We start from the raw sequence: 21,978 nt of genomic DNA, 5'->3' as shown, positions 1-21,978 counted from the left end.
ATGGCTGAATGCTTCAGAACGTGTAGCCGGCCTCGGCGGCCGCGCGTTCATGGATGACCCTGCGCATCAGCAAGCCGGGTTTGTCCGGTGCGAAGTTGAGGTCGAACTGCGGCTGTGCATCGTTCTTCACGACCTCGAGAATCCATTCCAGCGCATCGACGTCTTCGAGATAGGCCTTGGCCGATGCGGTGTGCAGGTACTCGTCGGCTTCCTTGTCGTCCAGCTTGAAATCACGCGAGTTGAACCACCAGTAGTGGATGCTTCCCCTGCTCTCCGGCGTGAAGATGTGGGTGATGTTGAAACGGTAGTCGCTTTGCGCACCCTCTGGCGGTGTCGGGTCCACGATTTTTGCGAACGCCACGTGCAGTGCCGGTGATGCAAAGCGCGCCTCGGAGTAGCGGTGCACCGGCTTGCCGGTCAGCCCAGTCGGCACGCCGTACACGCCTGGCGGCGGAGAGTTTTTCAGCTGGCGGTCAATGATGATGACCTCGCCTTCCTGGCGCACATCCAGTTTGGATCGCGCGTATTCCGGTGTGCCTATGGCGCCCGGATGCAGGAAGGGAAAGTGTGTCTGGTCCAGCAGGTTCTCGTGCATGGAGATGTAGTCGGACTTCATGTAATAGCTGCCGGACACGCTTTTCCATTCCGGGTCTGCCAGCCAGTGGGTGTCCGGGATCAGGGCTTCATCGGCCATGTCGGATTCGCCCATCCAGATCCAGATCAGCGGGCCGCATTCGACTACCGGAAAGCTGCGCACACTGGCGTTGCTGGGCGTGATCGGCAAGGAAGGCATGTTCAGGCAGCGCCCCGAAGGGTCAAACTGCATGCCGTGGTAACCGCAGATCAGGGTGTCGCCGTCAAGCTTGCCCTTGGCCAGCGGAAACGAACGGTGCGGGCAGCGGTTGCGCACCGCGACCGGCTCGCCGGCCAGTGTGCGGTACATCGCCACGTCGGTTCCCAGCAGGCGGCGGCTGATGATGTCGCGTGAGACTTCCGCACCCAGCGCGGCGACATACCAGCAGTTGAGGATCAGCGGTGTGTTGTGGTCGGCAAAACCGCCTGCTTCAAAGGCGAAGGTTTCTGCGGCAGGGGTCGCGGCAGCCGCGTGGACAGGAATGGTTTTCATGGGCATGTCACCTTGGATGAGTGGTTGGCGTCAGGCGTCGAGCACAAGGCGTGAGCCCTGCAGACGCGAGACACAGATGCACAGCGTGCTGCCCGACGCTTTTTCTTCGTCGGACAGATAGCGGTCGCGGTGAGCGATGGGGCCGTCCGCCTCAAGTACAGGCAGAGGGCACAAGCCGCATTCGCCGCGCCGGCAATCAAACAGCGGATGCATGCCGGCAGATTTCAGTGCATCAAGAATGCTGGTGTGCTGCCCGACCTGAACCGTGCGGCCCGACTGTGCCAGCACCACTTCAAATGCGACCTCATGGCCGGTTGGCGGGGGGGTGAACAACTCGCTGCGCACCCGCTGAGGCTCCCATCCCAGGGCGGCGGCTGTTGCTCGGGCCGCCTCAATCAGGCCCGCAGGGCCGCAGATATAGGCCTTGGTGTTCGCGGGCTGCGCAGCAAACAAAGCCTTCAGGTCAAGCATGCCGCCTGCAGCGTCATTGCAATGGATATGGGCACGATCTCCCGCCAGGCGCTCCACCGCATCGACATAAGCCATCTCGCTGCGGCTTCTGCCTGTGTAGGCGATTTCAAAGTTGCGCTTGCGGCGCAGCAGGCTGCGCAACATCGCAAACACCGGTGTGATGCCTATGCCGCCGGCAATCAGCAGGCTTTTGCCGTCGCGGTGGTCCAGCCTGAATTCGTTTTTGGGCGGTGAAATGGCCAGCTGCGTACCCACTGCAAAAGTGTCGTGGATGAAGGCAGAGCCGCGTGGCCGGTCTTCGCGCTGTACGGCGATGCGGTAGGCCATGCGGCTGTCGTCAACAGAACCAGTTCCGCCTGTGAGCGAGTAGTGCCGCACGGTCCGGCCAATCGCCTGCGGAGCGATCAGCAGTTCAATATGCGCGCCGGCTTCGCAGGCCGGCAGGGGGCTGCCGTCAGTTGAAACAAGCAGGTATTCGCGCACGCGCGGCGTCAGCTGCGTGACCTCGCGTACCAACACGTCCAGATACTCTTTCGGCAAACCCTGTCTCCTGCTTTGGCCGCATGCAGCCGCGGCATGTGCGCTGCATTCGCTTCGAATAACTTGAGCTGGTAGTTTATTGATTCATGTAAGAGAATGGTGATGGTTTATTGAGTTATCACTTGTCTAAATTTGGAATCAATTGGGTGGGGCAATATGGATGTTTTAGGAAACCTGAAAACCTTTCTTGCCGTTGCCAGTTATGGCAGTTTTTCGGAGGCCGCCAGAAAGCTGCATGTCGTGCCTTCTGTCGTCGCCAAGCGTATAGGGCAGCTTGAAAAAACCATGGGCTCGCGCCTGTTTGAACGATCGACGCGCAGCGTGGTGCTGACGGAGGCCGGCCAGCAACTGCAAACACGGGCAGCCGGACTGATGGCTGATTTCGACGATCTTGTGAACAGCGTCAAGCGCGACGACAGCAAGCTGGAAGGCCATATCCGCATCATGGCGCCGACCACACTCACCATGGTTTATCTGGGACAGGTGCTGAATGCTTTTCTGGAGAAGCATGAACGCATCACCATGGAAGTAGCCCTGGTTGATCTGTCCAGCAATCCGCAGGAGCAGGGTTTTGACATGGCGATCAGCGGCCGCACGGCCAGCTACGAGGGGGTGATTGATGTGCCCTTGTGCCCCGTCAGGCCCATGCTGTTTGCGGCGCCGGCCTATGTGGCTCTGAAAGGCGAGCCGGCGCATCCGAGGGAACTGGTTGACCATTCCTGCCTCGTGTTTGCACCCACAGGCGTCAACTGGCAGTTCCAGAGTGCGCGCGGCGCGATCAGCGTGGAGGTCAAGTCCCGGCTGCTGGCCGATGACAACCGTACGCTGCTCGATGCCGCGACCCGGGGCATGGGCGTGGTGGCGCTCCCGCTATATGTCGCGCGTGACGCCCTGGCTGCCGGCGCCCTGCAGCCGCTGCTGGCCAGATTTCCTTTACAGGAAACCTGGTTCCGCGCCTATATGCCGCGCAGAAGCCACAAGCTGGTGCGCGTGCAGGCGCTGGTGGACTGGCTGGGCAGCCACCTGGAAAAGTTCATGGCAGCGCAAGGGGAGTCGCAAACCAGAAGCCGCCCAAAAAGCAGGTGAGCGCTACCGGCTATTCTTTCTATGGTTTCTTGCCTTACTTTGCCGGCGCGTCCACAAACTGGTTGGTGAAGAGTTCGTCAAGAGGAAGTTTCCGGGCCACGATGCCTTCGCTGACATACAGGTTCTGGACTTCCTCCATGCGCTTGGCGTCGATGCGGCCCAAGGGCGACTGACCGGCATAGGTGTATTTTTGCAGCATGCCGAAGAAGTTCTCGATGGAGGCTTCCTTGCCGGTGTACGAAGGCACTGCCAGTGCGAAGGCGCGTGCTGCTTCCTTGGGGTTGGTCATGATGTCGTTCATGCCGCGCAGGGTGGCGCGTACCAGTTTGCGCAGCAGCTCGGGGTGCGTGCGGATGGCGTCATCCGATGCAAGAATGGCCTGCGCCATGCTGCGAAAACCTTCTTCCGGCGGCAGGATGTTGATCTTTGCGCCCGCGTCAATCGCGTAGTTGATGAAATCCGCCCCGCCTGTCATGGCCTGCGATTTGCCGGCTGCAAAGAGCTGCCAGACACCCGCCGGGCCGGCGGCCTGGATCGACAAATCGTCCTTGGTCAGGCCGGCTTTTTTCAGCCCGCCCAGAAGCGAGTAATAGGTTCCGTCGGCATAACTCATCACGGTGAGCGTTTTGCCGCGCAGGCCTTTCATGTTCTGTATGCCGCTGTCCTGATGCACGGCAGTCAGGGTCAGGGTGCCCGCCCCCAGGAGTGCAATCCCCTTGATCGGCACGCCGTTGGCGCGCAGGATGATGGGTGTGTCGCCTATGGATCCGCCTATCAGCGCATTGCCGGCCCCAATCTGCTTGGCCACGTCGACACCGCCCTTGGCCGCGACAAAAGTGACCTTCAGGTTTTCCTGGGCGTAATACCCTTTGTACTGGGCCAGCATCCAGGGCGCCATGGCCAGCGAGGTTGCGGGGACCGGTAACAGGTAGTTGACCTCTTCCGGTGCTGCATGGGCAACTCCGGCAGTCGAGCAGGCGACAAACAGGCTGGCGATCAGGGTAAAAATCTTGTTCATGTGAATCTCTTTACAGGTGGGCTCAGGTTAGAGAAGAAGGCTTGTCATGCTGAAACGGTAATGCGGGGTTGCTCCTTGGCGATCAGTTCATCAAGAATGCGTTTTGCAGCCCTGACGCCCTTGTCCGCCATCAAGCCCATTTCCGGCACATCGGGAAAGAGGCCGCGCATGCGCTGCTGCGCTTCGGCGATTTCGACATCTTCCATGTGCACTGCCCGGGTGTCCCTGTCGAGCTGGGCAGACAAGGCCGCGTCGCCGATCCGGAAATTGCGCGAGATCACGACAAAATAGTGGTGTGTCCCTTCTGTCTCCGGCGTGATGAAGTGGTCTGCGCGCAAATCGACCTGTTTTGACGCGTCCTCATTCCGCACAAGCACAGTCACATTGGCGGGAGGTGTCCAGCGGCTTTGCTGCACGCGCGTGATCTCGCCGGGGAACTCATGCCAGGCCTTGTGCGCCGGGGCCTGTGTGGTTCCTACGAATATGCGTTCGTTGGAGACGGCGCCTTCATCAACACGGGTTTGCAGCGGGTCTTTTTCCAGCAGCTTGGGATTGAAACCAATGGACGTGTGGTGCAAAAAGGCCACGTGGGACAGGTCCAGCAGGTTGTCACCCATCAACGTGTACGCAGCCTTGACGTTGAAGTACTGCACGACATCCCTGTCCCATGCCTCGTCTTCAAGCCATGGCCGCTCCGGCAGCAGGCCGATGTCGGCCAGGGCCGGGTCGCCGGGCCATACCCATATCAGGCCGTACTGCTCCCTTACGGGAAAAGACCGGACACAGGCGCGAGGCGGAATGGCGTCCTGAGAAGGAATGTGCGTGCATTGACCCGCGCCGTTGAAAGCCAGTCCATGGTAGATACAGCGCAATGTTTCCCCGGAAACACGGCCCATGGACAAGGGCGCCTTGCGATGCGGGCACAAATCGCGCAGGGCATGCGCCTGGCCTGATTCCGTGCGAAACAGTGCCATGGGTTCGTTGCAGATATTTCTGCCCAGGGGGCGTTCCTGCAGGTCCTTGGCGGTACAGGCGACATACCAGGCGTTCTTCACAATGGTCATTGGCGAGCCTTGATTTTTGGCTGGGTTCAAGTTAATTACTGTTAATGGTATTTTATGCAGAAGCCAGGGAAACCGTCAACCGCCGGGGCGGTGGTCGGCTGGAAACGCTGTTTGAAGGGGCCCGGGCGGGCGTGGCCAGTCGGGCAGGGGCTGCTCAGGCGGGCCTGGCAAGCCCGTGCAGGAGAAGATCGACCAGGAAATCGACATAGCGCTGGCGCAATGCTTCCGGATCTTCGTCCTTGCCAAAAAGCTGCTGAAGGAAAACTTCGGACGATCCGAAAAATTCGGTCATGCCGATCATGGCGATGTGCAGAAAGCGCGGGTCTACCTTGCGCAGGGGTTCGTCGGTTCCATGCAGGAGGGACAAGGTCAGCATCAGGCCGCGCGATGCGGCCTGGCTTGTCAGTGTCTCCGATTCCTTTGTTGATCCGCTGTAGACGGCGTCCATGATCAGCTTGTGGAAGTGGGGGTTTTCCTGCACCTGCCCGACCATGCCAAGCAGCCGTTCAGCCAGCCGACTTTTCAGCGACCCGCCTTTGTCTACCGCAGCCTGGCCCTTCTGCTGAAGCGCATCAAGCTGCGCAGATGCCGCAGCCATGAACAAGCCCTCTTTTCCGCCAAAGTAATAGCGGATCAGGGCCGGCGTGACGTTGGCTGCAGCGGAAATTTCCGCCATCGTGAGACGGTCCGGCGGGGTCTTGCGCAGCAATTCCTGGGTAACCTCAATCAGGGTTTCGCGGCCCACAGTGGCGTGTTCTGTGGGGCGGCCTTTCCTTCTGGGGGTGTTGACAGGTCTGGAAACAGAAGGGTTTTTTACGGGGCGGGCCATGGTGTCGCAAGCATTTTTTTCCAAGTATCACATGTCCGGTGAGGCATCAAACCGCGAATCCTGTTTTATTAACTTAAACAGTAATTACGGTTTGCACTCCACATTGAATAAACCTGGCCCCGGGGTTGTTGCAGCCATGTCACTGCCAGCCAAACTTGCGGATATAGATGCGCTTCATGACCGTCGTCAGCACGGTATAGCCGGCCAGAATGGCAATCAGGTACGGAAAGTAGGACAGCGGCAGGGCCTGCAGCTTGAAGTACTCGGCCAGCGGCCCCATGGGCAGGAAGATGCCGGCAGCCATGATGAGCAGTGTCATGATCATCAGCGGTGCGGCGGCCCGGCTCTCTATGAAAGGCAGCTTGGGCGTGCGGATCATGTGCACGATCAGGGTTTGCGTGAGCAGGCCCACTACAAACCAGCCGGACTGGAAGAGGGATTGCGCGGCTTCGGTATTGGCCTTGAAAACCCACCACATCAGGGCAAAGGTCGTGATGTCGAACACCGAACTGAGGGGGCCAAAAAAGACCATGAAGCGGCCTATGTCGGCAGGGTTCCACTTGAGCGGCTTCTTCACCAGTTCCTCATCGACATTGTCGAAAGGAATCGCGATCTGCGAAATATCGTAGAGCAGGTTCTGCACCAGCAGTTGCAAGGGCAGCATAGGCAGGAAGGGCAGGAAGGCGCTTGCAATCAGCACGGAAAACACATTGCCGAAGTTGGAGCTGGCCGTCATGCGTATGTACTTCAGCATGTTGCTGAAGGTCTTGCGCCCTTCAATCACGCCTTCCTCAAGCACCATCAGGCTTTTTTCCAGCAGGATGATGTCGGCGGCTTCCTTCGCAATGTCCACGGCACTGTCCACGCTGACGCCGATGTCGGCTGCACGCAGCGCTGGCGCGTCGTTGATACCGTCCCCCATGAAGCCGACGATGTGGCCGTTGGCGCGCAGCGAACGTACGATGCGTTCCTTGTGCAAAGGCGTGAGCTTGGCGAATACCTGGTGCACTTCCACCGCATGTGCCAGTGCCGCATCGTTCATGCGTTCCACCTGTGGGCCGAGCAGCACGGTGTCTGCGGCCAGGCCGACCTGGGCGCAAACGCGGGCGGTCACGAGTTCGTTGTCGCCCGTCAGCACCTTGACGGCAACGCCGTGTTCTGCGAGCGCCTTCAGCGCCGGGGCGGCGGATTCCTTGGGGGGGTCGAGGAAGGCCACATAACCAATCAAGGTCAAACCGGCTTCATCGGCGACCGAATAGGTGTTCTGGCTGGCGGGGAGCTCTTTCATGGCGACGGCAACTACGCGCAGCCCGTCTTCGTTGAGCGCGTGTGTCACTTCCTTCACCCGGGCCAGCATGGCCGCGTCCATGGGGACTTCCTGCGAGCCGCTGTCGCTTTCCATGCGGACACGGGTACACACCGCCAGCATCTCCTCGACCGCGCCCTTGCAGATCAGCTCGTGGTGGTCGTCACGCTCCGACACAACGACCGACATGCGCCTGCGCTCGAAATCAAAGGGGATTTCGTCGATTTTGCGGTAGTCCTGCTCCAGCTTCAGCTCGGTCTGCAGTTCCACGTGTTCCAGCACCGCGCGATCAAGCAGGTTTTTCAGCCCGGTCTGGTAGTGGCTGTTCAGGAAAGCAAACTTCAGCACCTCGTCGGAGGGGGCGCCGAACACATCGGTGTGGCGCTCCAGCGCGATCTTGTCCTGTGTCAGGGTGCCGGTCTTGTCGGTGCAAAGCACATCCATCGCGCCGAAGTTCTGGATGGCATCCAGCCTTTTGACAATCACTTTCTTGCGTGACAACAGCACAGCTCCCTTGGCCAGGGTGGAGGTCACGATCATCGGCAACATCTCGGGCGTCAGGCCCACGGCGACCGCGAGGGCAAACAGGAAGGCCTCCGTCCAGTTCCCCTTGGTAAAACCGTTGACAAGCAGCACGATGGGCACCATGACCAGTGCGAAACGGATCAGCAGCCAGCTGACGCTGTTCACGCCTGCCTGGAATGCGGTGGGCGCGCGGTCACTGGACGTCACACGCACGGCCAGCGTGCCGAAATAGGTCTGGTTACCTGTGGCTACCACCAGCGCGGTGGCCGAGCCGGAAACCACATTGGTGCCCATGAAGAGCAGGTTGCTCTGTTCCAGTGGTCCCTCTGCACTACCGCGGCGGTCGGCGAACTTCTCGACCGGCAGGGATTCGCCAGTCATGGCCGCCTGCGCGACGAAAAGATCCCTGGCCGTGATCACGCGGCAATCGGCGGGAATCATGTCGCCGGCCGAGAGCACGACGTGATCGCCCGGCACCAGTTCGCGGATAGGCGTCTCAAAGCGTTTTGGCGGCCGGCGGGTATGCAGGTGGGCGTCGAAATATTTCTCGGCAACCTCGGCTGCTTCGGTGCCGATGTCGCGGCGAATGACGGTGGCGGTATTGCTCACCATGGCTTTCAGCCGTTCGGCGGCCCGGTTTGAGCGGCCTTCCTGCACAAAACGGATGATGGTGCTCAGCGCCACCATGGTGCCGATAACGATGGTCGCCTTGATGTCCTCTGTGAGGTAGGACACGACGGCGAGAACTGTCAGCAGCAGGTTGAACGGGTTTTTGTAGCAATGCCAGAGGTGCAGCCACCACGGAAGCGGTTTTTCATGCTCAACTTCATTCGGGCCAAAGCGCTGCAGCCGGTCGGCGGCTTCCGGTGCGCTCAAGCCGTCATCATGCGAATCGAACCTGAGCAGTGCGGCAGCCATGTCGTCGCTGGCGGCCTTCAGCAGGTCGCGGCTCAGGTGATCCGGTATGGCTTCGCCACGGCCCTGCCCGGCTACGGTCTCCAGCAGTGCGCGACGCCCAAACAGCAATGTGGCCCGCCGGCCGCGCAGAAAGCCGCTGAACCAGTTTGTGAAGATGTTGTTCATGCTGAAACTCCTGTGCTCTGGGTTGTGATGCCCATTGGTTTCGCTGGCAGGGATTTTGCGTCCTGGGCGGACAGGTCGATTGTGCGTCGGGTGGGCGGCAGGACGTTCTGCGCGGGATGCCCGGTGCAGTGGGAATGAAAAGTCATCAAGACCTCCTTGCGGCTACGCGTCGGAGGTCCGCTCGCGCTTATGCGAAAGAGGGCTGCCGAGGCTGTGCCGGATGTTTAAAACGGGCTGGACGGGAAGAATTTGCGGGCGGCGCCGTTTGGCGCCAACTGGGGTCGGGGTCCATCAGGGTCTCCTCTTCAGGTTTGGGATTGAATTGGTCTGCAAGTCCGTTACGGGTAGGGGCTCAAGACGCCGAGGATGACTGCGTGGCCTTGGCTCCGACCGGCAGAAAGCAGCGAATACGGTGGGTCGGCCACGGCGAACTGAGGTCCGCCTGTGCAGCAAATGCCAGGGCTTGTTGCTCCGTAGGCGTAGCGGGTACGGATGCGCGGGCCGAAGAGGCGATGGACGGGCGTACAGCCACCGTGCTGCTGTGGCAGGTGGTGATTTCGACAGGTGCAAGACGCATGGCAGGACTCCCGGTTGCGGAAGAACCACGCTCACGGATGGCGCGAGAAGCCCCTGATTTGGATGAGGGCGCAGGTCTGCACGATCAGACGCCACTCAAATACAAACAAGCGGGGTCAGCGACAGAAAGAACGGTATTGGCGGGTTTGGCTGGACGCTACCGGCTCATGGAGCGGTTTTGTACAGGCCGGAATGGGCTGCGGTCGACAGGCGACCCCAGCCCGGGAGGGGCGTCAGGGTGCCGAGTGCGCAGCGGCCACCAGGGCGCGCTTCTTGTCACTGCATAAACTGGCACTGTCCACGAACGCGGCTCCAAAGTTGAGAAGCCGCGATTATTGCACTGCAGCACAAAGGCGGTCAACCACTTTTTTGCCCTGGAACAGGGCCTGTGCCCGACTTCAGGCCCTGCCCGTCAATACACCCCGAAACGCCCGGTCCATTTCTTCTCGTAGTTCATCTTTACAAAGTGCTCAGCCATGAAGTCGATAAAAGTGCGCACCTTGGCAGAGAGGTGTTTGCGGCTGGGATAGGCAAGGTTGACGGTCAGGCGCGGCAGGTCCCATTCATCGAGAACGGGCACCAGCCGGCCGGCCACGATGTCCTCGTAGACGATGTAGGACGGCTGTACCAGGATGCCCATGCCGTCCAGCGCTGCGACGCGCAGGATTTGCCCGTCGCTGGCATCGAGTACACCCTTGACCGTCACGGTCGTGGTCTGGCCGTCCTTGGTGAAGCGCAGCTCGTTCGGGTTGTTGGCATGGGTATAGATCAGCAGCTTGTGGCGCTGCAGGTCTTCCAGTGTTTTGGGGATGCCGTGCTGCGCAAAATAGCGCGGTGAGGCCGTCAGGATGCGCCGTGTTTCGGCCAGGCGGCGGATGGTGATGTTGGAATCAGGCTCGACCTCACGCGTGCGTATCGCCACATCGATGTTGTTGTCGATGATGTCCATGTAGCGGTTGGCGGCCTCGACGTGCACAGTGATATTGGGATAGCGCTGGGTGTACTCGCGCAGCAGCGGAGCCACGTGGTGAAGCGCAAACGACAGAGAGGCCGTGATGCGCAGCACGCCGGTCGGGTTCAGGGCGGTGGCGTTGACTGCAGATTCGGCATCTTTCAGGTCCACCAGGATGGCTTTGGCCCGGCTGAAAAACTCCTGGCCGGTGTCGGTCAGGTAAAGCCTGCGGGTGTTGCGTTCCACCAGTCGCGCGCCCAGCCGTGCTTCCAGCGCCGACAGATGGCGGCTGGCGGCGGCATTGGACAGGTCCAGAGCCTCGGCGGCACGGCTCATGCTGCCGGTTTCGGCCACCTGCACGAATAGTTCGATTTCTGTCCAGCGGTCCAAGCCTTGTCTCCTGCTATTCCTGAAATTCCTGTGATTGCCCGGCTGAATTTGCCGCGCCTTGTTGCCGGCCGCATGCATTGTGGTGCACGGCGGCGGCGCTTTCTTCCACCGCGTGAAAAAGTCATTTGCGCCAGCCAACTTTCATAAATTGTCGCCGCCGTCTATATTCGTCGCAAAGAGAGCTAACCCGAAGGAGAACAGCGTGCGCAACCTGAACCAGGACACCATTACACAAGCCGTGATTGCGCGCTTTGCCGATACACCAGACCCGCGCCTCAAGGAAATCATGACCAGCCTGGTGCAGCACCTGCATGCGTTTGCGCGCGAGGTCAAGCTGACCGAGAACGAATGGTTCAAGGGCATACAGTTTCTGACCGCCACCGGCCAGAAGTGCGATGACAAGCGGCAGGAGTTCATCCTGCTCAGCGATACGCTGGGCCTGTCCATGCTGACGGTGGCCATGAACAACGACAAGCCCTATGGCTGCACCGAAGCCACGGTGTTTGGCCCTTTCCACGTGGAAGGCGCACCGCAGTACGGGCACGGCGATGACGTCGCCAATGGCGCCAGGGGTGAGCCTTGCGTGGTGCGGGCAAATGTCAGGGGCATGGACGGCAAACCGGTTGCCGGCGCGGTGATCGATGTCTGGCAATCGGACGCGGACGGCAATTACGACGTGCAGTACGCCGGTCTCGACCACCCCCAGGCGCGGGGCATCCTGCATTCCGATGCCGAGGGCAAATTCCATTTCCGGACCATCGTGGCCGAGGCCTACCAGATACCGACCGACGGCCCGGTCGGCGACATGCTGAATGCGACCAGACGCCATGCCTGGCGGCCGGCACACCTGCATTTCATGATCAAGGCAGACGGCTACGAAACCCTGGTCACGCATGTGTTCCGCAACGGCGACCAATGGCTGGATTCCGATGCCGTGTTCGGCGTGCGCCAGTCGCTGGTGGCTGATTGGGTCAAGCAGGCAGACGGCAGCTACACGCTTGACTTTGATTTTGTGCTTAACCCCGTCGGCGGTGCATGATTTACGTCTTCACCTTGATCGACAAGCCCGATGGCTTGCCGCTGCGCCTGCGCGTGCGGCCCGAGCATAAAGCCTATCTGGCGGCCATGGCTGACAGCATCGCTTTTGCGGGGCCGCTGGTTGCCGACGACGGCCAGACCATGACCGGCAGCCTGCTGGCGATTGATTTTGAATCCCGTGATGCAGCGCATGCCTGGCTGGCGAACGAGCCATTTACGCAAGCAGGCCTGTACGCCAGCACCAGCATTCATGCCTTTGTGAACCTGTGGCCGCAGAAAACCGGATTTCCCGCGGTAGCCTGAAAAAAGAAAAAGGTTCAGCATGATCAAGCACATCGTCATGTGGAATATCCGGGGGGACACGGCAGTCGAAAAGGCCCATGGGATCGCCCGGCTTCAACACAGCTTTGCCAGCTTGCTCGGAAAGATCCCGGGACTTCTGTATCTGGAAATAGGGGTTGATTCAAGCCGTATCGACTACGCATGCGACGTTGTGCTTTATTCGGAGTTCGAATCACAGGCTGCGCTGGACGCATATGGCTCGCACCCCGAGCATCTGCGCGTCAAGAATGAACTCGGCGACCTGCGCATTGCGCGGCACCAGGTCGATTATTCCAATCCCCATTAAAAACAATAACTGCGTTGCTTCGTCTTGCCGTGGCGTAGCACTGTCTGCGACTTCGCGCCTTGTTCTCGCCTCTCATGAGAACTGGAATTACGCGGTCTGATCAGGCCCGTTTTTTGAACATCGCCGACGCGCCGCTGGCTGCCCGTATGTCTTCGGCAGTGCCGATCAGCGCATTGGAGAGTTCCTCCATGCGCGCTTCGGTTAGGCGTATCAGCGGGCCGGCAATCGTCACTACACCAATCGTGCCCGACGGCGAGCGGATAGGCGCAGCCATCGCGCTCATGGCAGGCGAGAACACCTCGCTGATGGTGGCAAAGCCGCGTTTGCGCGCCGTGTGGATGTAGCCGAGCAGGGCGTTGACGGTGGTCGGTGCATTCGGGCCAAAGTCCTTGGGCTGGCCGAACCCTTGTTTTGCGACCAGTTGCAGGGCTTCTTCATCACTCATTGTTGACAGCCAGGCATGGCCGGCAGAGCTGCAGGACAAACTCACAGACAGACCCATGTCCGGGTCATAACGCAGGCCGCGGCGTGCGCCCTGCGCCTTGGCCACAAAGGTGAGGTCGTCGCCATCGACCACGGCCAGCCGCACCAGCTCGCCCGATTCTTCGGCCAAATGGTCCAGCAGGGGCTGGGCGACATCGACCACACCCGAGGCACTGAGGAAGCTCAAGCCGAGTGACACCAGCTTGATGGTGAGCACATACTCACCCTGCTCCTTGACCTGGCGTACATAACCGCAGCGGCACAGCTCGGCCAGCAGGCGGTGGGTGGCACTCAGCGGCATGTCGAGCGTGGCGGCAATCATGGACACGGTCTGTCCCTCGGGATGGACCGCGAGTTGCTCCAGGGTTTTAAAGCTTCTTTCCAGCAGATTGCTCATGTCTTGCGTGTGTTCTTGCGTATGTTTTTCACTGATCTGGCGTGTATTGGGCCATGACCAACGCAGGGCCGCAATTGAATAATGGTAATGGTTTTCCATAATGGAAAGACTTTCCATTTTTACGGAGAATCCCGCCACATCTTCAAAACTTAAACAGGAGACCTTTCATGAAACCCGCTCGCCGCCCACTCGCCCTTGCCCTTGTGGCCGCCCTGTCATTTGCTTTTGCCCTGCCCGCCATGGCCCAGATCCAGGAGCGCACCATCAAGTTCGGCCACCTGAACAACCCTGACCACCCGACCAGTCTCGGCGTGCGCAAGTTCGCCGAGATCGTCGCGGCCAAGAGCGGCGGCAAGATCAAGGTGCAGGAATTCGCAGCCTCCCAGCTCGGCAACGAGCTGCAGCAGCAGTCCGCAGTGCAGGGCGGTGTGCAGGAAATGCTGGTTGCGTCGACCACGTCGTTGAACGGCATCGTCAAGGAATTCGGCTTGCTCGACTTTCCCTTCCTCTTCGCCAATGCCAAGCAGGCCGATGCGCTGGTCGATGGCCCGCTGGGCAAGCTGCTCGCCTCCAAGCTGCCTGAAAAGGGCGTGATCGTGCTGGGCTTCTTCGACCTGGGCTTCCGCAACGTCACCAACAGCAAGCGTCCCATCATGAAGGGCGCGGACCTGGAAGGCCTGAAACTGCGCGTGATCCCGAACCCGGTGTTCCTGGAAACCTTCAAGGCGTTCAAGGCCAACCCGGTGCCGATGCCCTTTGCCGAGCTGTACGGCGCGCTCGAAAGCAAGGCTGTGGATGGCGAGGAAAACCCCTTTGCGGTCATCGCGTCGAGCAAGTTCTATGAAGTGCAGAAATACGTGAGCGGCACCAACCACGTCTACGCGACCAACCCTATCCAGATCAGCAAGCGCTTCTGGGACAGGCTCTCGCCCGTCGAACACAAGATCCTGCAGGACGCCGCCATCGAAGCCCAGAACTGGCAGCGCGTGGTGAGCCGTGAAGTCTCAGCCAAGGCCCTGGGCGAACTCACAGCCAAGGGTATGCTCTACAACGACGTTCCGCCCGCCGAGCTGGCGAAGATGCGCGCCGAAGTGCGTCCCGTCTACGACAAGTTCTCCGCCGCCTATGACCCGGCCATCGTGACCCTCTTCAAGTCTGAACTGGAACGCGTGTCGAAGTTCTAAGTTCCAGGTTCTGATCCCATGAAAATACTTGTCCTCCATGGGCCGAACCTGAACCTGTTCGGCCGCCGCGAACCCCACATCTACGGCACCACAACGCTCGCACAGATCGACGACATGCTGGCAAAACTGGCCGGGGAGCTGGGCGTCACGCTGGCAACCCTGCAGTCGAACCACGAAGGGGCGCTGATTGATTTCCTGCACGAGCACATCGACTCGGCGCAGGGCGCGCTGGTCAACCCCGCTGGCCTGACGCAGCATGGCGTGCCGCTGCATGACGCGATCAAGGCCATGCCCTTCCCGGTGGTCGAGGTGCACATGTCGAACCTCGCGACACGTGAGCCCTGGCGCCACCACTCGATCATCTCGCCGGCCGTGAAAGGAACGATCCAGGGCTTCGGTCCGCGTTCCTACCTGCAAGGCCTTCGGGTCGTGACCGACATCGCGCTCGAGGCGCAGGCGCTTGCCGCGCAGAACTGACATGGACAAGTTTGTCGACAAGGCCTGCAAAGGCATTGAATTCCTGATCGCGCTCGGCCTGGCCATCATGGTCGTGCTGGTGTTCGGCAACGTCGTTTTGCGCTACGGATTCAACTCGGGCATCACGGTGTCTGAAGAGGTGTCGCGCTGGCTCTTCATCTGGGGCACCTTCCTGGGCGCTCTCGTGGCGCTGCGTGAACACGGTCACCTCGGCATCGATATGGTGGTCGGGCAGTTGCCGGTCATCGGCAAGAAAATCTGCCTCATCATCGGCCACGCGCTGATGATCTTCATCGTGGTGCTGCTTGCCATGGGCAGTTGGGAACAGGTCAAGATCAACTGGGATGTCACGGCGCCGACGACCGGCTGGACGATGTCCATCGTTTACCTCTCGGGCCTCGTGTTCGGTGTGCTTGCATGCGCTCTGCTGCTGCTGGATTTGTGGAAGGTCGTCACCGGCCAGCTGTCGGACGACCAGCTTGTCATGGTGCAGGAGTCGGAAGAGGCTGTGCAGCTCAAGCAGGTGCTGGACGATGCGCGAAAGTCAGACAAAATTGCCGGAGCGCGCTCATGACCATCCTCATTTTCATCGGCTCGCTGCTGGCCGCCATGGCGCTGGGTATTCCTATCGCGTTTGCGCTGCTGGCCAGCGGTGTTGCCCTGATGTGGCACCTGCAACTCTTCGATGCGCAGATCCTGGCGCAGAACCTGGTCGGAGGCGCCGACAGCTTCCCGCTGCTGGCCGTACCCTTCTTCATGCTGGCTGGCGAGATCATGAATGTCGGCGGCCTGTCGCGCCGCATCGTCAACCTGGCGCTGGCGCTGGTCGGCCACGTCAAGGGCGGGCTGGGCTACGTGACCATCATGGCCGGCTGCCTGCTGTCGGCGCTGTCGGGCTCGGCCGTGGCCGACGCCGCCGCGCTTACTGCGCTGCTGCTGCCGATGATGGTCAAGGCCGGGCACGAGAAGGCGCGCGCTGGCGGCCTGATCGCCGCCGTCGGGGTGATCGGTCCCGTGATACCGCCCAGCATCGGGCTGGTGATCTTCGGCGTGGCGGCCAACGTGTCGATCTCCAAGCTCTTCTTCGCGGCCGTTGTGCCGGGCCTGCTGATTGGCGGCGCACTGTGGATTACCTGGGCCTGGCTGGTGCGGCGGGAGGACATCGTGCCGCCGCCGCGCAAGTCGGCCACCGAGATCATGAAAGCCTTTCGCGAAGCCACCTGGGCGCTGATCCTTCCGGTCATCATCCTGGTCGGATTGCGTATGGGCGTGTTCACGCCCACCGAGGCAGCCGTGGTAGCCGCCGTTTATGCACTTTTTGTTTCCATCTTTATCTATCGCGAACTCAAGCCTGCGCAGCTCTACGATGTGTTCGTGGCGTCGGCCAAGACAAGCGCCATCGTGATGTTCCTGATCGCCGCGGCGATGGTCAGTGCCTGGCTGATCACTGTTGCCAACCTGCCGGCCATGGTAGTAGACCTTCTCAAGCCTTTCATGGGCAGTCCGATTTTGCTGATGTTCGCCATCATGGTGCTGGTCATGGCGGTCGGCACCGCGATGGACATGACACCGACCATCCTGATACTCACGCCGGTGTTGATGCCCGTAGTCAAGGCTGCGGGGATCGATCCGGTCTACTTCGGCGTGCTGTTCATCATCAACAACTCGATCGGGCTGGTGACGCCGCCGGTGGGCACGGTCCTTAATGTGGTGGCGGGTGTCGGCAAGATCAGTATGGACGATGTCACCAAGGGCGTCATCCCCTTCATGATCGCCGAGTTTGCGGTGATGTTCCTGATGGTGCTTTTTCCCAAGCTGGTCACGGTTCCGGCAAGCTGGTTCTACTGAGGTTCGACGACATGGCACTATTAGGTAATGCGGCAGTCGCCATGTGGTGGGACATACTGCCCCCGCAACGCGATGAGTTCCAGGAGTGGCACTCCCGCGAACACTTCCCGGAACGCATGGGGATTGATGGCTTCCTGCGTGGCTCACGGTGGACCAATATTGACGGAGGGCCGGGGTTTTTTGTGATGTATGAGTTGGCATCGTATGAAACCCTCACCTCTGCTGGATATCTGCAAAGTCTGAACAACCCCACGCCATGGTCGGCCAAGATGATGCCGCATCACCTGCATATGGTGCGCAGCCAGTGCAGGTTGCTGGCGAGTTATGGCGCGGGCCTGGGTAAGGCCATGCTGACGATTCGGCTATCTCCACTCGAAGGCATGGCCGGAAATTTCCAGTGTTATCTGGAAGAACTCCTGCAGAACCTTGCGGGCCGCAGGGCGATAGTCGGGGCGCATCTTTTACAGACAAAAACGCCAGGCGTGCCTTTGACGGAGGAACAAAAAATCCGCGGCGGGCGCGATGCGGTTGCGGACTGGATCATCCTTCTGTCCTCCTATGAGACTGAAGCTTTGCAAAAGATCGTGGATGAGGCGTTGTCACCTTCGAGCCTTCAAAAGGCGGGAGCGCAAGAAGCCATGACAAGCGCGATCTACGCGCTGTCTTATTCGATGGGGGCGCACGACTTGAAAGTGCCATGACTGAGACAGTATCGCGCCTTCAGTCTGTCCGAACTGTTGACTGACCCCAAGGGACGACGATCCTGGGCAACTGTCGCTGCAATGCGATTGACGACCTAGCTGGTGCACAGGGTTCCATTGATCTCCGGAACTTAGCCAGCCTGCGCGGCCAGGCTGCGCTGTATGCCGATCAGCGCCTTGTTCAGGGCCTTCAAAATCCGCTCGCGTGCCACGTCGTCAAAGCGCACCGCAGGCACCGCGACATTGATGGCGCCGAGCGCCATGCCTGCACTGGACAGCACCGGCATGGCGACGCCGCAAATGCCGGGCGTGAATTCTTCACTCACATAAGCCACGCCGGTTTCGCGCACGGCCTTGATTTGGCGGCGCAGTTCTTTCTCGCTGCGAATGGTGTTGGGCGTCACGGCCTCGAATTTGACGCTACGCAAATAGGCTTCGCGTTCGCCTTCCGGCATGAAGGCCAGCAAGGCCTTGCCGCCTGAAGTTGCATAGAGCGGTGCCAGGTCGCCCTTGCGCATGTGCGAGACCAGTCTCTGTGAGCTGCTGACAGACGCCACCACTTCCGACTGCATGCCCGAAAGCTGGTTGAAAGCGCTGGACTCGTGGCAGGCCTCGGTGATCTCAAGCAGCACGGGTTCAACAAGCCCAAGAATGCTGCGGCCCTGCATGGCGCGGCCGGCTAGACGCGAGACCGCTTCCCCCAGCCGGTAGCCGCGTGAGACCGCCGAGTAGTCGAGGTAGCCGCGCGACGTCAGGTTGCGCAGCAACTGGCTCAGGCTGCTTTTGGGAATACCCAGCGTCTCCGACATGTCGGTGTGCGACATGTCCTGGCCGCGCTGTGCCAGCAGTTCAAGCACATCGAGCACGCGGTCCGCGGATTTGACGGCGCCTGCCTCGGGTTCTGTCATGGTGGTTGCTTTGAGTATTTGTTTATATATGTGAACAGACAAGGCCGATGGTAACCGCAGTCGGGTGATGGCCGCCAGAGGCATCGTTCCAGATTTCACAAATGAATTTTTCAGCTGGAGCGCGAAAAATAAGTACAAACCCTTGGCGTTGGGCCATGGGTGATTGACTAAAGTTCATATACAAGAACTTGTTTCTTTGTGTGAACTACTCAAATCCTGTCCAGAAAGACTTCATGACCGATACCCTGAATGACGAACTCCGCATACGCCAGACCATAGAACGCTGGGCTGTCTGGCGCGATGCTGGCGACTGGGAGCGTTTTGCCACCGTCTGGCACCCCGAGGGCGTGATGATGGCGACCTGGTTCCAGGGGCCGTTTGCAGATTTCATACGCGTGACAAAAGAAGGCTGGGCCAAGGGCGTGAGCATTTTGCATTTCCTTGGAGGCTCGGCCATCGAGGTGGCAGGCGACCGCGCCATTGCGCAGACCAAGATGACCATCTCGCAACGCGGCATGGTCGAAGGCGAGGACGGCCCGGTGCGGTGCGACGTGGTCTGCACAGGCCGTTTCTACGACTTTTGGGTGCGCGAGCAGGGCCAGTGGAAACTGCTGCACCGCCAGCCGATCTATGAAAAAGACCGGATTGATCCGCTCGACTCCACCGCGCAGCTCAGGCTCGACAACAAGGCGCTGGCAGCCATGCCCGAGGGTTACCGGCACCTGGCCTATATCCAGACTCGCATCGGCTACACCGTGAAGATGGACATGCCCATGCTGCAGGGGCCGGTGGTGGACGAGCTTTACCGCCGTGGCGCGCGCTGGCTGGCCGGTGGCGCACTGGAACGCTGAGCCGGCCCGCATCTGAAAAATAATTATCAAGGAGACATTCATGATGCATTCACTGAATCGCAGGATGGCACTTGCCGCCCTCGCGGCATGCAGCACCGGCCCTGTTTTTGCACAGGGCGCTTTCCCCAACAAACCGCTGCGCGTGATCGTGCCGCAACCGCCCGGCGGCGGCTTTGACTTTGTGGGCCGCATATTGGCCGACCGGCTCGCAAAAGCGCTGAACCAGCCCGTGGTGGTAGAAAACCGCGTCGGCTCCGGCACGCTGATCGGCACCGACCTGGCGGCCAAGGCCGACCCCGATGGCTACACCCTGGTGGTGGGCTCCATTTCCAACCTGGCGCTAAATATGGGCCTGTACCGCAAGCCGCCGTACAACAGCCTGCGCGACTTCGAACCCCTGGGCCTTGCAGTGGCTTATGGCTATACCCTGATGGCCCGCAAGGACCTGCCTTACAAATCGCTGAAGGACGTCATCGCTTACGCCAAAGCCAATCCCGGCAGGCTCACTTATGCGTCGGCCGGTGTCGGGTCCGGCCAGCACGTGATTGCCGCAGCCCTCTGGCAACAGGCCGGCGTGGACATCACGCATGTTCCGTATCGTGGGGCGCAGACGGCTTACCAGGACCTGGTGGGTGGCCGGGTGGACCTGTTTTTTGATTTGTCGCCCACCGCACGCGCCCAGATAGACGGTGGCAACGCACGCGCCCTGGCGGTGTCTGGCAATACGCGGCAGCCAACCTTGCCCGATGTGCCCACCATACGGGAAAGCGGGGTTGCAAAACTTGAACTCGAATCATGGTTCGGCCTTTTCGCGCCGGCAAAAACACCGCCCAGGGTGCTGGAAAAGCTGCGCACTGAACTGGACACCATCATCGCGTCCAAGGACGTCAGCGACACCTTCCGCAAGGCCGGTGGCCGTTCGCTGAGCCTGTCCCTGGCTGAGACCCGCGCGCTGGTCAAACGTGACGTGGAGTACTGGTCTAAACTGATACGCGAGCTGGATATCAAGCCTGATTAATCCATCTTCAAAACACCGCTTTCCATTTACAGAAACCTGAACATACCAATGAAAATTTCCCAAGCATGCCTGGACCAGCTGTTCTTCAATGCCCGCACCGCCAACGGTTTTCTCGACAAACCTGTGCCGCTTTCCCTGCTGCAGGAGGTGTACGACATCGCAAAATTCGGCGCAACCTCCATGAACACGCAGCCTGCGCGCTATGTGTTCCTGAACAGCGCCGAGTCGCGTGCCCGCCTGCTTCCGGCGCTGTCGCCGGGCAATCTTGAAAAAACAAAACTCGCACCCGTGACCGTCATCGTGGCGACCGACACGCGGTTCTTCGAGCACATGCCGCAGGTCTGGCACAACCCTGGTGCCAAGGAAATGTTTGAAGGCAATGCAGCGCTGGCGCAGGGCACCGCCACGCGCAACAGCACCCTGGGCGGCGCTTATTTCATGATCGCTGCGCGTTCCGTGGGCCTGGACTGCGGGCCCATGAGCGGCGTGGACATGGCCAAGGTCAATGCCGAGTTTTTCCCCGACGGGCGCCTGCAGGGCAACTTCCTGATCAACCTCGGTTACGGCGACAATAGCAAGCTGTTTAACCGCAATCCACGCCTCTCCTTCGATCAGGCTTGCTCCGTGCTGTAGCACTGAACAAGGTGACGGCTTTATTGCGGCGCTCACCCCACCCACCCCCCATCGAAGGGGTGGGCCATAGGTATGTACCGCTTTGAGTTTTCCGTTAATCACCGATCCGTTTTTTTATGCCGTAGCGATTCCCGCCGTGTTGCTGATGGGTATCAGCAAAAGCGGCTTTGGTGCCGGTCTGGGTTCGCTGGCGGTTCCGGTGATGGCGCTGGCCGTGACAGTGCCGCAGGCGGCAGCCATCCTGATGCCGGTGTTGCTGCTGATGGACCTGCTGGGGCTGGCGGCATTTCGCAAGAGTTTTGATGCGAAGCTGCTGAAGTTCCTGCTGCCGTTCGGCATTGTGGGAACGGTGATCGGCACCCTGCTGTTCAAGGTACTGGAGGTCAAGATTGTGGCGGGCCTGGTTGGCGTGCTGATCCTGCTTTTCCTGGTACAGCGCCTGCTGTTCCCCCCGCGGCCCGATAGCCCGCCGTTGCCGAAGTGGGTGGGGGCGATCCTGACTTCCCTGTCCGGCTTCACCAGCTTTGTTGCCCATGCCGGCGGTCCGCCGGTGGCTTTTTATGTGATTCCGCTGCGCCTGTCGCCGCTGGTGTTCGCCTCCACCATGGCGTACTTCTTCTTTTTCATCAACCTCGCCAAGTGGATTCCCTACGCCTGGCTGGGCCTGATTGACGTCCGCAACATGGCCACCTCGCTGGTACTGCTGCCGCTGGCACCCATTGGTGTCTGGATAGGCGTGCGCATGGCCAAAAGCATCAGTCCTGTGCTTTTTTACCGGCTCCTGTACGGCGGCATGTTCCTGACCGGCTGCAAGCTGGTGTGGGACGGCTTGCGCTGAGCGTGCCT

At 60.3% G+C, this 21,978-nt stretch carries 23 protein-coding genes; 13 read left to right on the top strand and 10 right to left on the bottom strand.

The annotated features are described in order from the left end of the window. Nucleotides 1–13 precede the first annotated feature (13 nt). Both ACFQND_RS15035 and ACFQND_RS15030 read right to left on the bottom strand, forming a co-directional pair. Entirely contained in the window at nucleotides 14–1,126 is a 1,113-nt protein-coding gene (locus ACFQND_RS15035; protein WP_371436711.1) for a Rieske 2Fe-2S domain-containing protein, read from the bottom strand. 30 nt (nucleotides 1,127–1,156) lie between these two features. After that, nucleotides 1,157–2,137, bottom strand: a complete 981-nt coding sequence (locus ACFQND_RS15030; protein WP_371436710.1) for a PDR/VanB family oxidoreductase — start codon at nucleotides 2,135–2,137, stop codon at nucleotides 1,157–1,159. Nucleotides 2,138–2,293: 156 nt separating this feature from the next. Here ACFQND_RS15030 and ACFQND_RS15025 point away from each other — a divergent pair, with 156 nt between their 5' ends. Further along, the gene (locus ACFQND_RS15025) at nucleotides 2,294–3,223 is read left to right on the top strand and encodes a LysR family transcriptional regulator (RefSeq protein ID WP_371436709.1); all 930 of its coding nucleotides are present in this window, start codon (nucleotides 2,294–2,296) and stop codon (nucleotides 3,221–3,223) included. A 34-nt stretch (nucleotides 3,224–3,257) separates the two neighbouring features. Here ACFQND_RS15025 and ACFQND_RS15020 read toward each other — a convergent pair whose 3' ends face one another. The 6 genes from ACFQND_RS15020 to ACFQND_RS14995 form a co-directional block, all read right to left on the bottom strand. Beyond that, on the bottom strand, nucleotides 3,258–4,241 hold the full coding sequence (locus ACFQND_RS15020; protein WP_371436708.1) for an ABC transporter substrate-binding protein: 984 nt from the start codon (nucleotides 4,239–4,241) through the stop codon (nucleotides 3,258–3,260). Between the two features lie 44 nt (nucleotides 4,242–4,285). After that, a complete protein-coding gene (locus tag ACFQND_RS15015; protein ID WP_371436707.1) occupies nucleotides 4,286–5,305 on the bottom strand; it encodes an aromatic ring-hydroxylating dioxygenase subunit alpha in 1,020 nt (339 codons plus the stop codon). Between the two features lie 154 nt (nucleotides 5,306–5,459). Continuing rightward, nucleotides 5,460–6,050, bottom strand: a complete 591-nt coding sequence (locus ACFQND_RS15010; RefSeq protein WP_377414030.1) for a TetR family transcriptional regulator — start codon at nucleotides 6,048–6,050, stop codon at nucleotides 5,460–5,462. Nucleotides 6,051–6,273: 223 nt separating this feature from the next. Next, nucleotides 6,274–9,048, bottom strand: a complete 2,775-nt coding sequence (gene mgtA, locus ACFQND_RS15005; protein WP_371436705.1) for a magnesium-translocating P-type ATPase — start codon at nucleotides 9,046–9,048, stop codon at nucleotides 6,274–6,276. A gap of 352 nt (nucleotides 9,049–9,400) precedes the next feature. Continuing rightward, nucleotides 9,401–9,625, bottom strand: a complete 225-nt coding sequence (locus ACFQND_RS15000) for a hypothetical protein (RefSeq protein WP_371436704.1) — start codon at nucleotides 9,623–9,625, stop codon at nucleotides 9,401–9,403. A 411-nt stretch (nucleotides 9,626–10,036) separates the two neighbouring features. After that, nucleotides 10,037–10,966: a LysR family transcriptional regulator gene (locus tag ACFQND_RS14995; protein WP_371436703.1), complete on the bottom strand. Its 930-nt coding sequence runs from the start codon at nucleotides 10,964–10,966 to the stop codon at nucleotides 10,037–10,039. A 202-nt stretch (nucleotides 10,967–11,168) separates the two neighbouring features. Between ACFQND_RS14995 and ACFQND_RS14990 the strand changes: the two genes are divergently transcribed. Genes ACFQND_RS14990 through ACFQND_RS14980 form a run of 3 tightly spaced genes read left to right on the top strand, consistent with a single transcriptional unit; the run spans nucleotide 11,169 to nucleotide 12,632 of the window. Beyond that, nucleotides 11,169–12,005, top strand: coding sequence for an intradiol ring-cleavage dioxygenase (locus ACFQND_RS14990; protein ID WP_371436702.1), 837 nt, complete (start codon nucleotides 11,169–11,171; stop codon nucleotides 12,003–12,005). After that, complete coding sequence (locus ACFQND_RS14985; protein WP_371436701.1) at nucleotides 12,002–12,307, top strand: YciI family protein; 306 nt, start codon at nucleotides 12,002–12,004, stop codon at nucleotides 12,305–12,307. Before ACFQND_RS14990 ends, ACFQND_RS14985 begins: the two co-directional genes overlap by 4 nt. A gap of 19 nt (nucleotides 12,308–12,326) precedes the next feature. Continuing rightward, entirely contained in the window at nucleotides 12,327–12,632 is a 306-nt protein-coding gene (locus ACFQND_RS14980; protein WP_371436700.1) for a Dabb family protein, read from the top strand. A 100-nt stretch (nucleotides 12,633–12,732) separates the two neighbouring features. Here the strand turns inward: ACFQND_RS14980 and ACFQND_RS14975 are convergent, their stop codons facing one another. Further along, on the bottom strand, nucleotides 12,733–13,512 hold the full coding sequence (locus tag ACFQND_RS14975) for an IclR family transcriptional regulator (protein WP_371436699.1): 780 nt from the start codon (nucleotides 13,510–13,512) through the stop codon (nucleotides 12,733–12,735). A 167-nt stretch (nucleotides 13,513–13,679) separates the two neighbouring features. On the opposite strand from ACFQND_RS14975, the gene ACFQND_RS14970 reads away from it, so the two are divergent. The 5 genes from ACFQND_RS14970 to ACFQND_RS14950 are packed head-to-tail and all read left to right on the top strand — an operon-like array spanning nucleotide 13,680 to nucleotide 17,722. After that, the gene (locus ACFQND_RS14970) at nucleotides 13,680–14,696 is read left to right on the top strand and encodes a TRAP transporter substrate-binding protein (RefSeq protein WP_371436698.1); all 1,017 of its coding nucleotides are present in this window, start codon (nucleotides 13,680–13,682) and stop codon (nucleotides 14,694–14,696) included. A gap of 18 nt (nucleotides 14,697–14,714) precedes the next feature. Then, the gene (locus ACFQND_RS14965; RefSeq protein ID WP_371436697.1) at nucleotides 14,715–15,173 is read left to right on the top strand and encodes a type II 3-dehydroquinate dehydratase; all 459 of its coding nucleotides are present in this window, start codon (nucleotides 14,715–14,717) and stop codon (nucleotides 15,171–15,173) included. A 1-nt stretch (nucleotide 15,174) separates the two neighbouring features. After that, complete coding sequence (locus ACFQND_RS14960; protein WP_371436696.1) at nucleotides 15,175–15,747, top strand: TRAP transporter small permease; 573 nt, start codon at nucleotides 15,175–15,177, stop codon at nucleotides 15,745–15,747. Then, on the top strand, nucleotides 15,744–17,021 hold the full coding sequence (locus ACFQND_RS14955; protein WP_371436695.1) for a TRAP transporter large permease: 1,278 nt from the start codon (nucleotides 15,744–15,746) through the stop codon (nucleotides 17,019–17,021). The genes ACFQND_RS14960 and ACFQND_RS14955 overlap by 4 nt, the downstream gene beginning before the upstream one ends. A gap of 11 nt (nucleotides 17,022–17,032) precedes the next feature. Beyond that, entirely contained in the window at nucleotides 17,033–17,722 is a 690-nt protein-coding gene (locus ACFQND_RS14950) for a hypothetical protein (RefSeq protein ID WP_371436694.1), read from the top strand. A 131-nt stretch (nucleotides 17,723–17,853) separates the two neighbouring features. On the opposite strand, the gene ACFQND_RS14945 is transcribed toward ACFQND_RS14950, so the two are convergent. Beyond that, complete coding sequence (locus ACFQND_RS14945; RefSeq protein WP_371436693.1) at nucleotides 17,854–18,630, bottom strand: IclR family transcriptional regulator; 777 nt, start codon at nucleotides 18,628–18,630, stop codon at nucleotides 17,854–17,856. A gap of 233 nt (nucleotides 18,631–18,863) precedes the next feature. Between ACFQND_RS14945 and ACFQND_RS14940 the strand changes: the two genes are divergently transcribed. From ACFQND_RS14940 to ACFQND_RS14925, 4 genes are all read left to right on the top strand, one after another. After that, entirely contained in the window at nucleotides 18,864–19,481 is a 618-nt protein-coding gene (locus ACFQND_RS14940) for a nuclear transport factor 2 family protein (protein WP_371436692.1), read from the top strand. Nucleotides 19,482–19,521: 40 nt separating this feature from the next. Next, entirely contained in the window at nucleotides 19,522–20,499 is a 978-nt protein-coding gene (locus tag ACFQND_RS14935; RefSeq protein WP_371436691.1) for a Bug family tripartite tricarboxylate transporter substrate binding protein, read from the top strand. Between the two features lie 48 nt (nucleotides 20,500–20,547). Beyond that, the gene (locus ACFQND_RS14930) at nucleotides 20,548–21,132 is read left to right on the top strand and encodes a malonic semialdehyde reductase (protein ID WP_371436690.1); all 585 of its coding nucleotides are present in this window, start codon (nucleotides 20,548–20,550) and stop codon (nucleotides 21,130–21,132) included. A gap of 82 nt (nucleotides 21,133–21,214) precedes the next feature. Continuing rightward, complete coding sequence (locus tag ACFQND_RS14925; protein ID WP_371436689.1) at nucleotides 21,215–21,970, top strand: sulfite exporter TauE/SafE family protein; 756 nt, start codon at nucleotides 21,215–21,217, stop codon at nucleotides 21,968–21,970. The last annotated feature ends 8 nt before the right edge of the window (nucleotides 21,971–21,978 follow it).

Origin of the sequence: Polaromonas aquatica (assembly GCF_042659145.1) — a bacterium.
Lineage (GTDB): Bacteria > Pseudomonadota > Gammaproteobacteria > Burkholderiales > Burkholderiaceae_C > Polaromonas > Polaromonas aquatica.
Note: the sequence above shows the minus strand (reverse complement) of the source record. Positions and strands in the feature narration are given on the sequence as shown.

What these genes read in the sequence shown, in the direction of transcription:
- ACFQND_RS15025 (WP_371436709.1), top strand. Translation starts at nt 2,294, where the DNA reads ATGGATGTTTTAGGAAACCTGAAAACCTTTCTTGCCGTTGCCAGTTAT.
- ACFQND_RS14930 (WP_371436690.1), top strand. Translation starts at nt 20,548, where the DNA reads ATGAAAATTTCCCAAGCATGCCTGGACCAGCTGTTCTTCAATGCCCGC.
- ACFQND_RS15020 (WP_371436708.1), bottom strand. Translation starts at nt 4,241, where the DNA reads ATGAACAAGATTTTTACCCTGATCGCCAGCCTGTTTGTCGCCTGCTCG.
- ACFQND_RS14975 (WP_371436699.1), bottom strand. Translation starts at nt 13,512, where the DNA reads ATGAGCAATCTGCTGGAAAGAAGCTTTAAAACCCTGGAGCAACTCGCG.
- ACFQND_RS14950 (WP_371436694.1), top strand. Translation starts at nt 17,033, where the DNA reads ATGGCACTATTAGGTAATGCGGCAGTCGCCATGTGGTGGGACATACTG.
- ACFQND_RS14965 (WP_371436697.1), top strand. Translation starts at nt 14,715, where the DNA reads ATGAAAATACTTGTCCTCCATGGGCCGAACCTGAACCTGTTCGGCCGC.
- ACFQND_RS14980 (WP_371436700.1), top strand. Translation starts at nt 12,327, where the DNA reads ATGATCAAGCACATCGTCATGTGGAATATCCGGGGGGACACGGCAGTC.
- ACFQND_RS14955 (WP_371436695.1), top strand. Translation starts at nt 15,744, where the DNA reads ATGACCATCCTCATTTTCATCGGCTCGCTGCTGGCCGCCATGGCGCTG.
- ACFQND_RS14940 (WP_371436692.1), top strand. Translation starts at nt 18,864, where the DNA reads ATGACCGATACCCTGAATGACGAACTCCGCATACGCCAGACCATAGAA.
- ACFQND_RS14970 (WP_371436698.1), top strand. Translation starts at nt 13,680, where the DNA reads ATGAAACCCGCTCGCCGCCCACTCGCCCTTGCCCTTGTGGCCGCCCTG.
- ACFQND_RS14935 (WP_371436691.1), top strand. Translation starts at nt 19,522, where the DNA reads ATGATGCATTCACTGAATCGCAGGATGGCACTTGCCGCCCTCGCGGCA.
- mgtA (WP_371436705.1), bottom strand. Translation starts at nt 9,048, where the DNA reads ATGAACAACATCTTCACAAACTGGTTCAGCGGCTTTCTGCGCGGCCGG.
- ACFQND_RS15000 (WP_371436704.1), bottom strand. Translation starts at nt 9,625, where the DNA reads ATGCGTCTTGCACCTGTCGAAATCACCACCTGCCACAGCAGCACGGTG.
- ACFQND_RS14945 (WP_371436693.1), bottom strand. Translation starts at nt 18,630, where the DNA reads ATGACAGAACCCGAGGCAGGCGCCGTCAAATCCGCGGACCGCGTGCTC.
- ACFQND_RS14985 (WP_371436701.1), top strand. Translation starts at nt 12,002, where the DNA reads ATGATTTACGTCTTCACCTTGATCGACAAGCCCGATGGCTTGCCGCTG.
- ACFQND_RS15035 (WP_371436711.1), bottom strand. Translation starts at nt 1,126, where the DNA reads ATGAAAACCATTCCTGTCCACGCGGCTGCCGCGACCCCTGCCGCAGAA.
- ACFQND_RS15015 (WP_371436707.1), bottom strand. Translation starts at nt 5,305, where the DNA reads ATGACCATTGTGAAGAACGCCTGGTATGTCGCCTGTACCGCCAAGGAC.
- ACFQND_RS14960 (WP_371436696.1), top strand. Translation starts at nt 15,175, where the DNA reads ATGGACAAGTTTGTCGACAAGGCCTGCAAAGGCATTGAATTCCTGATC.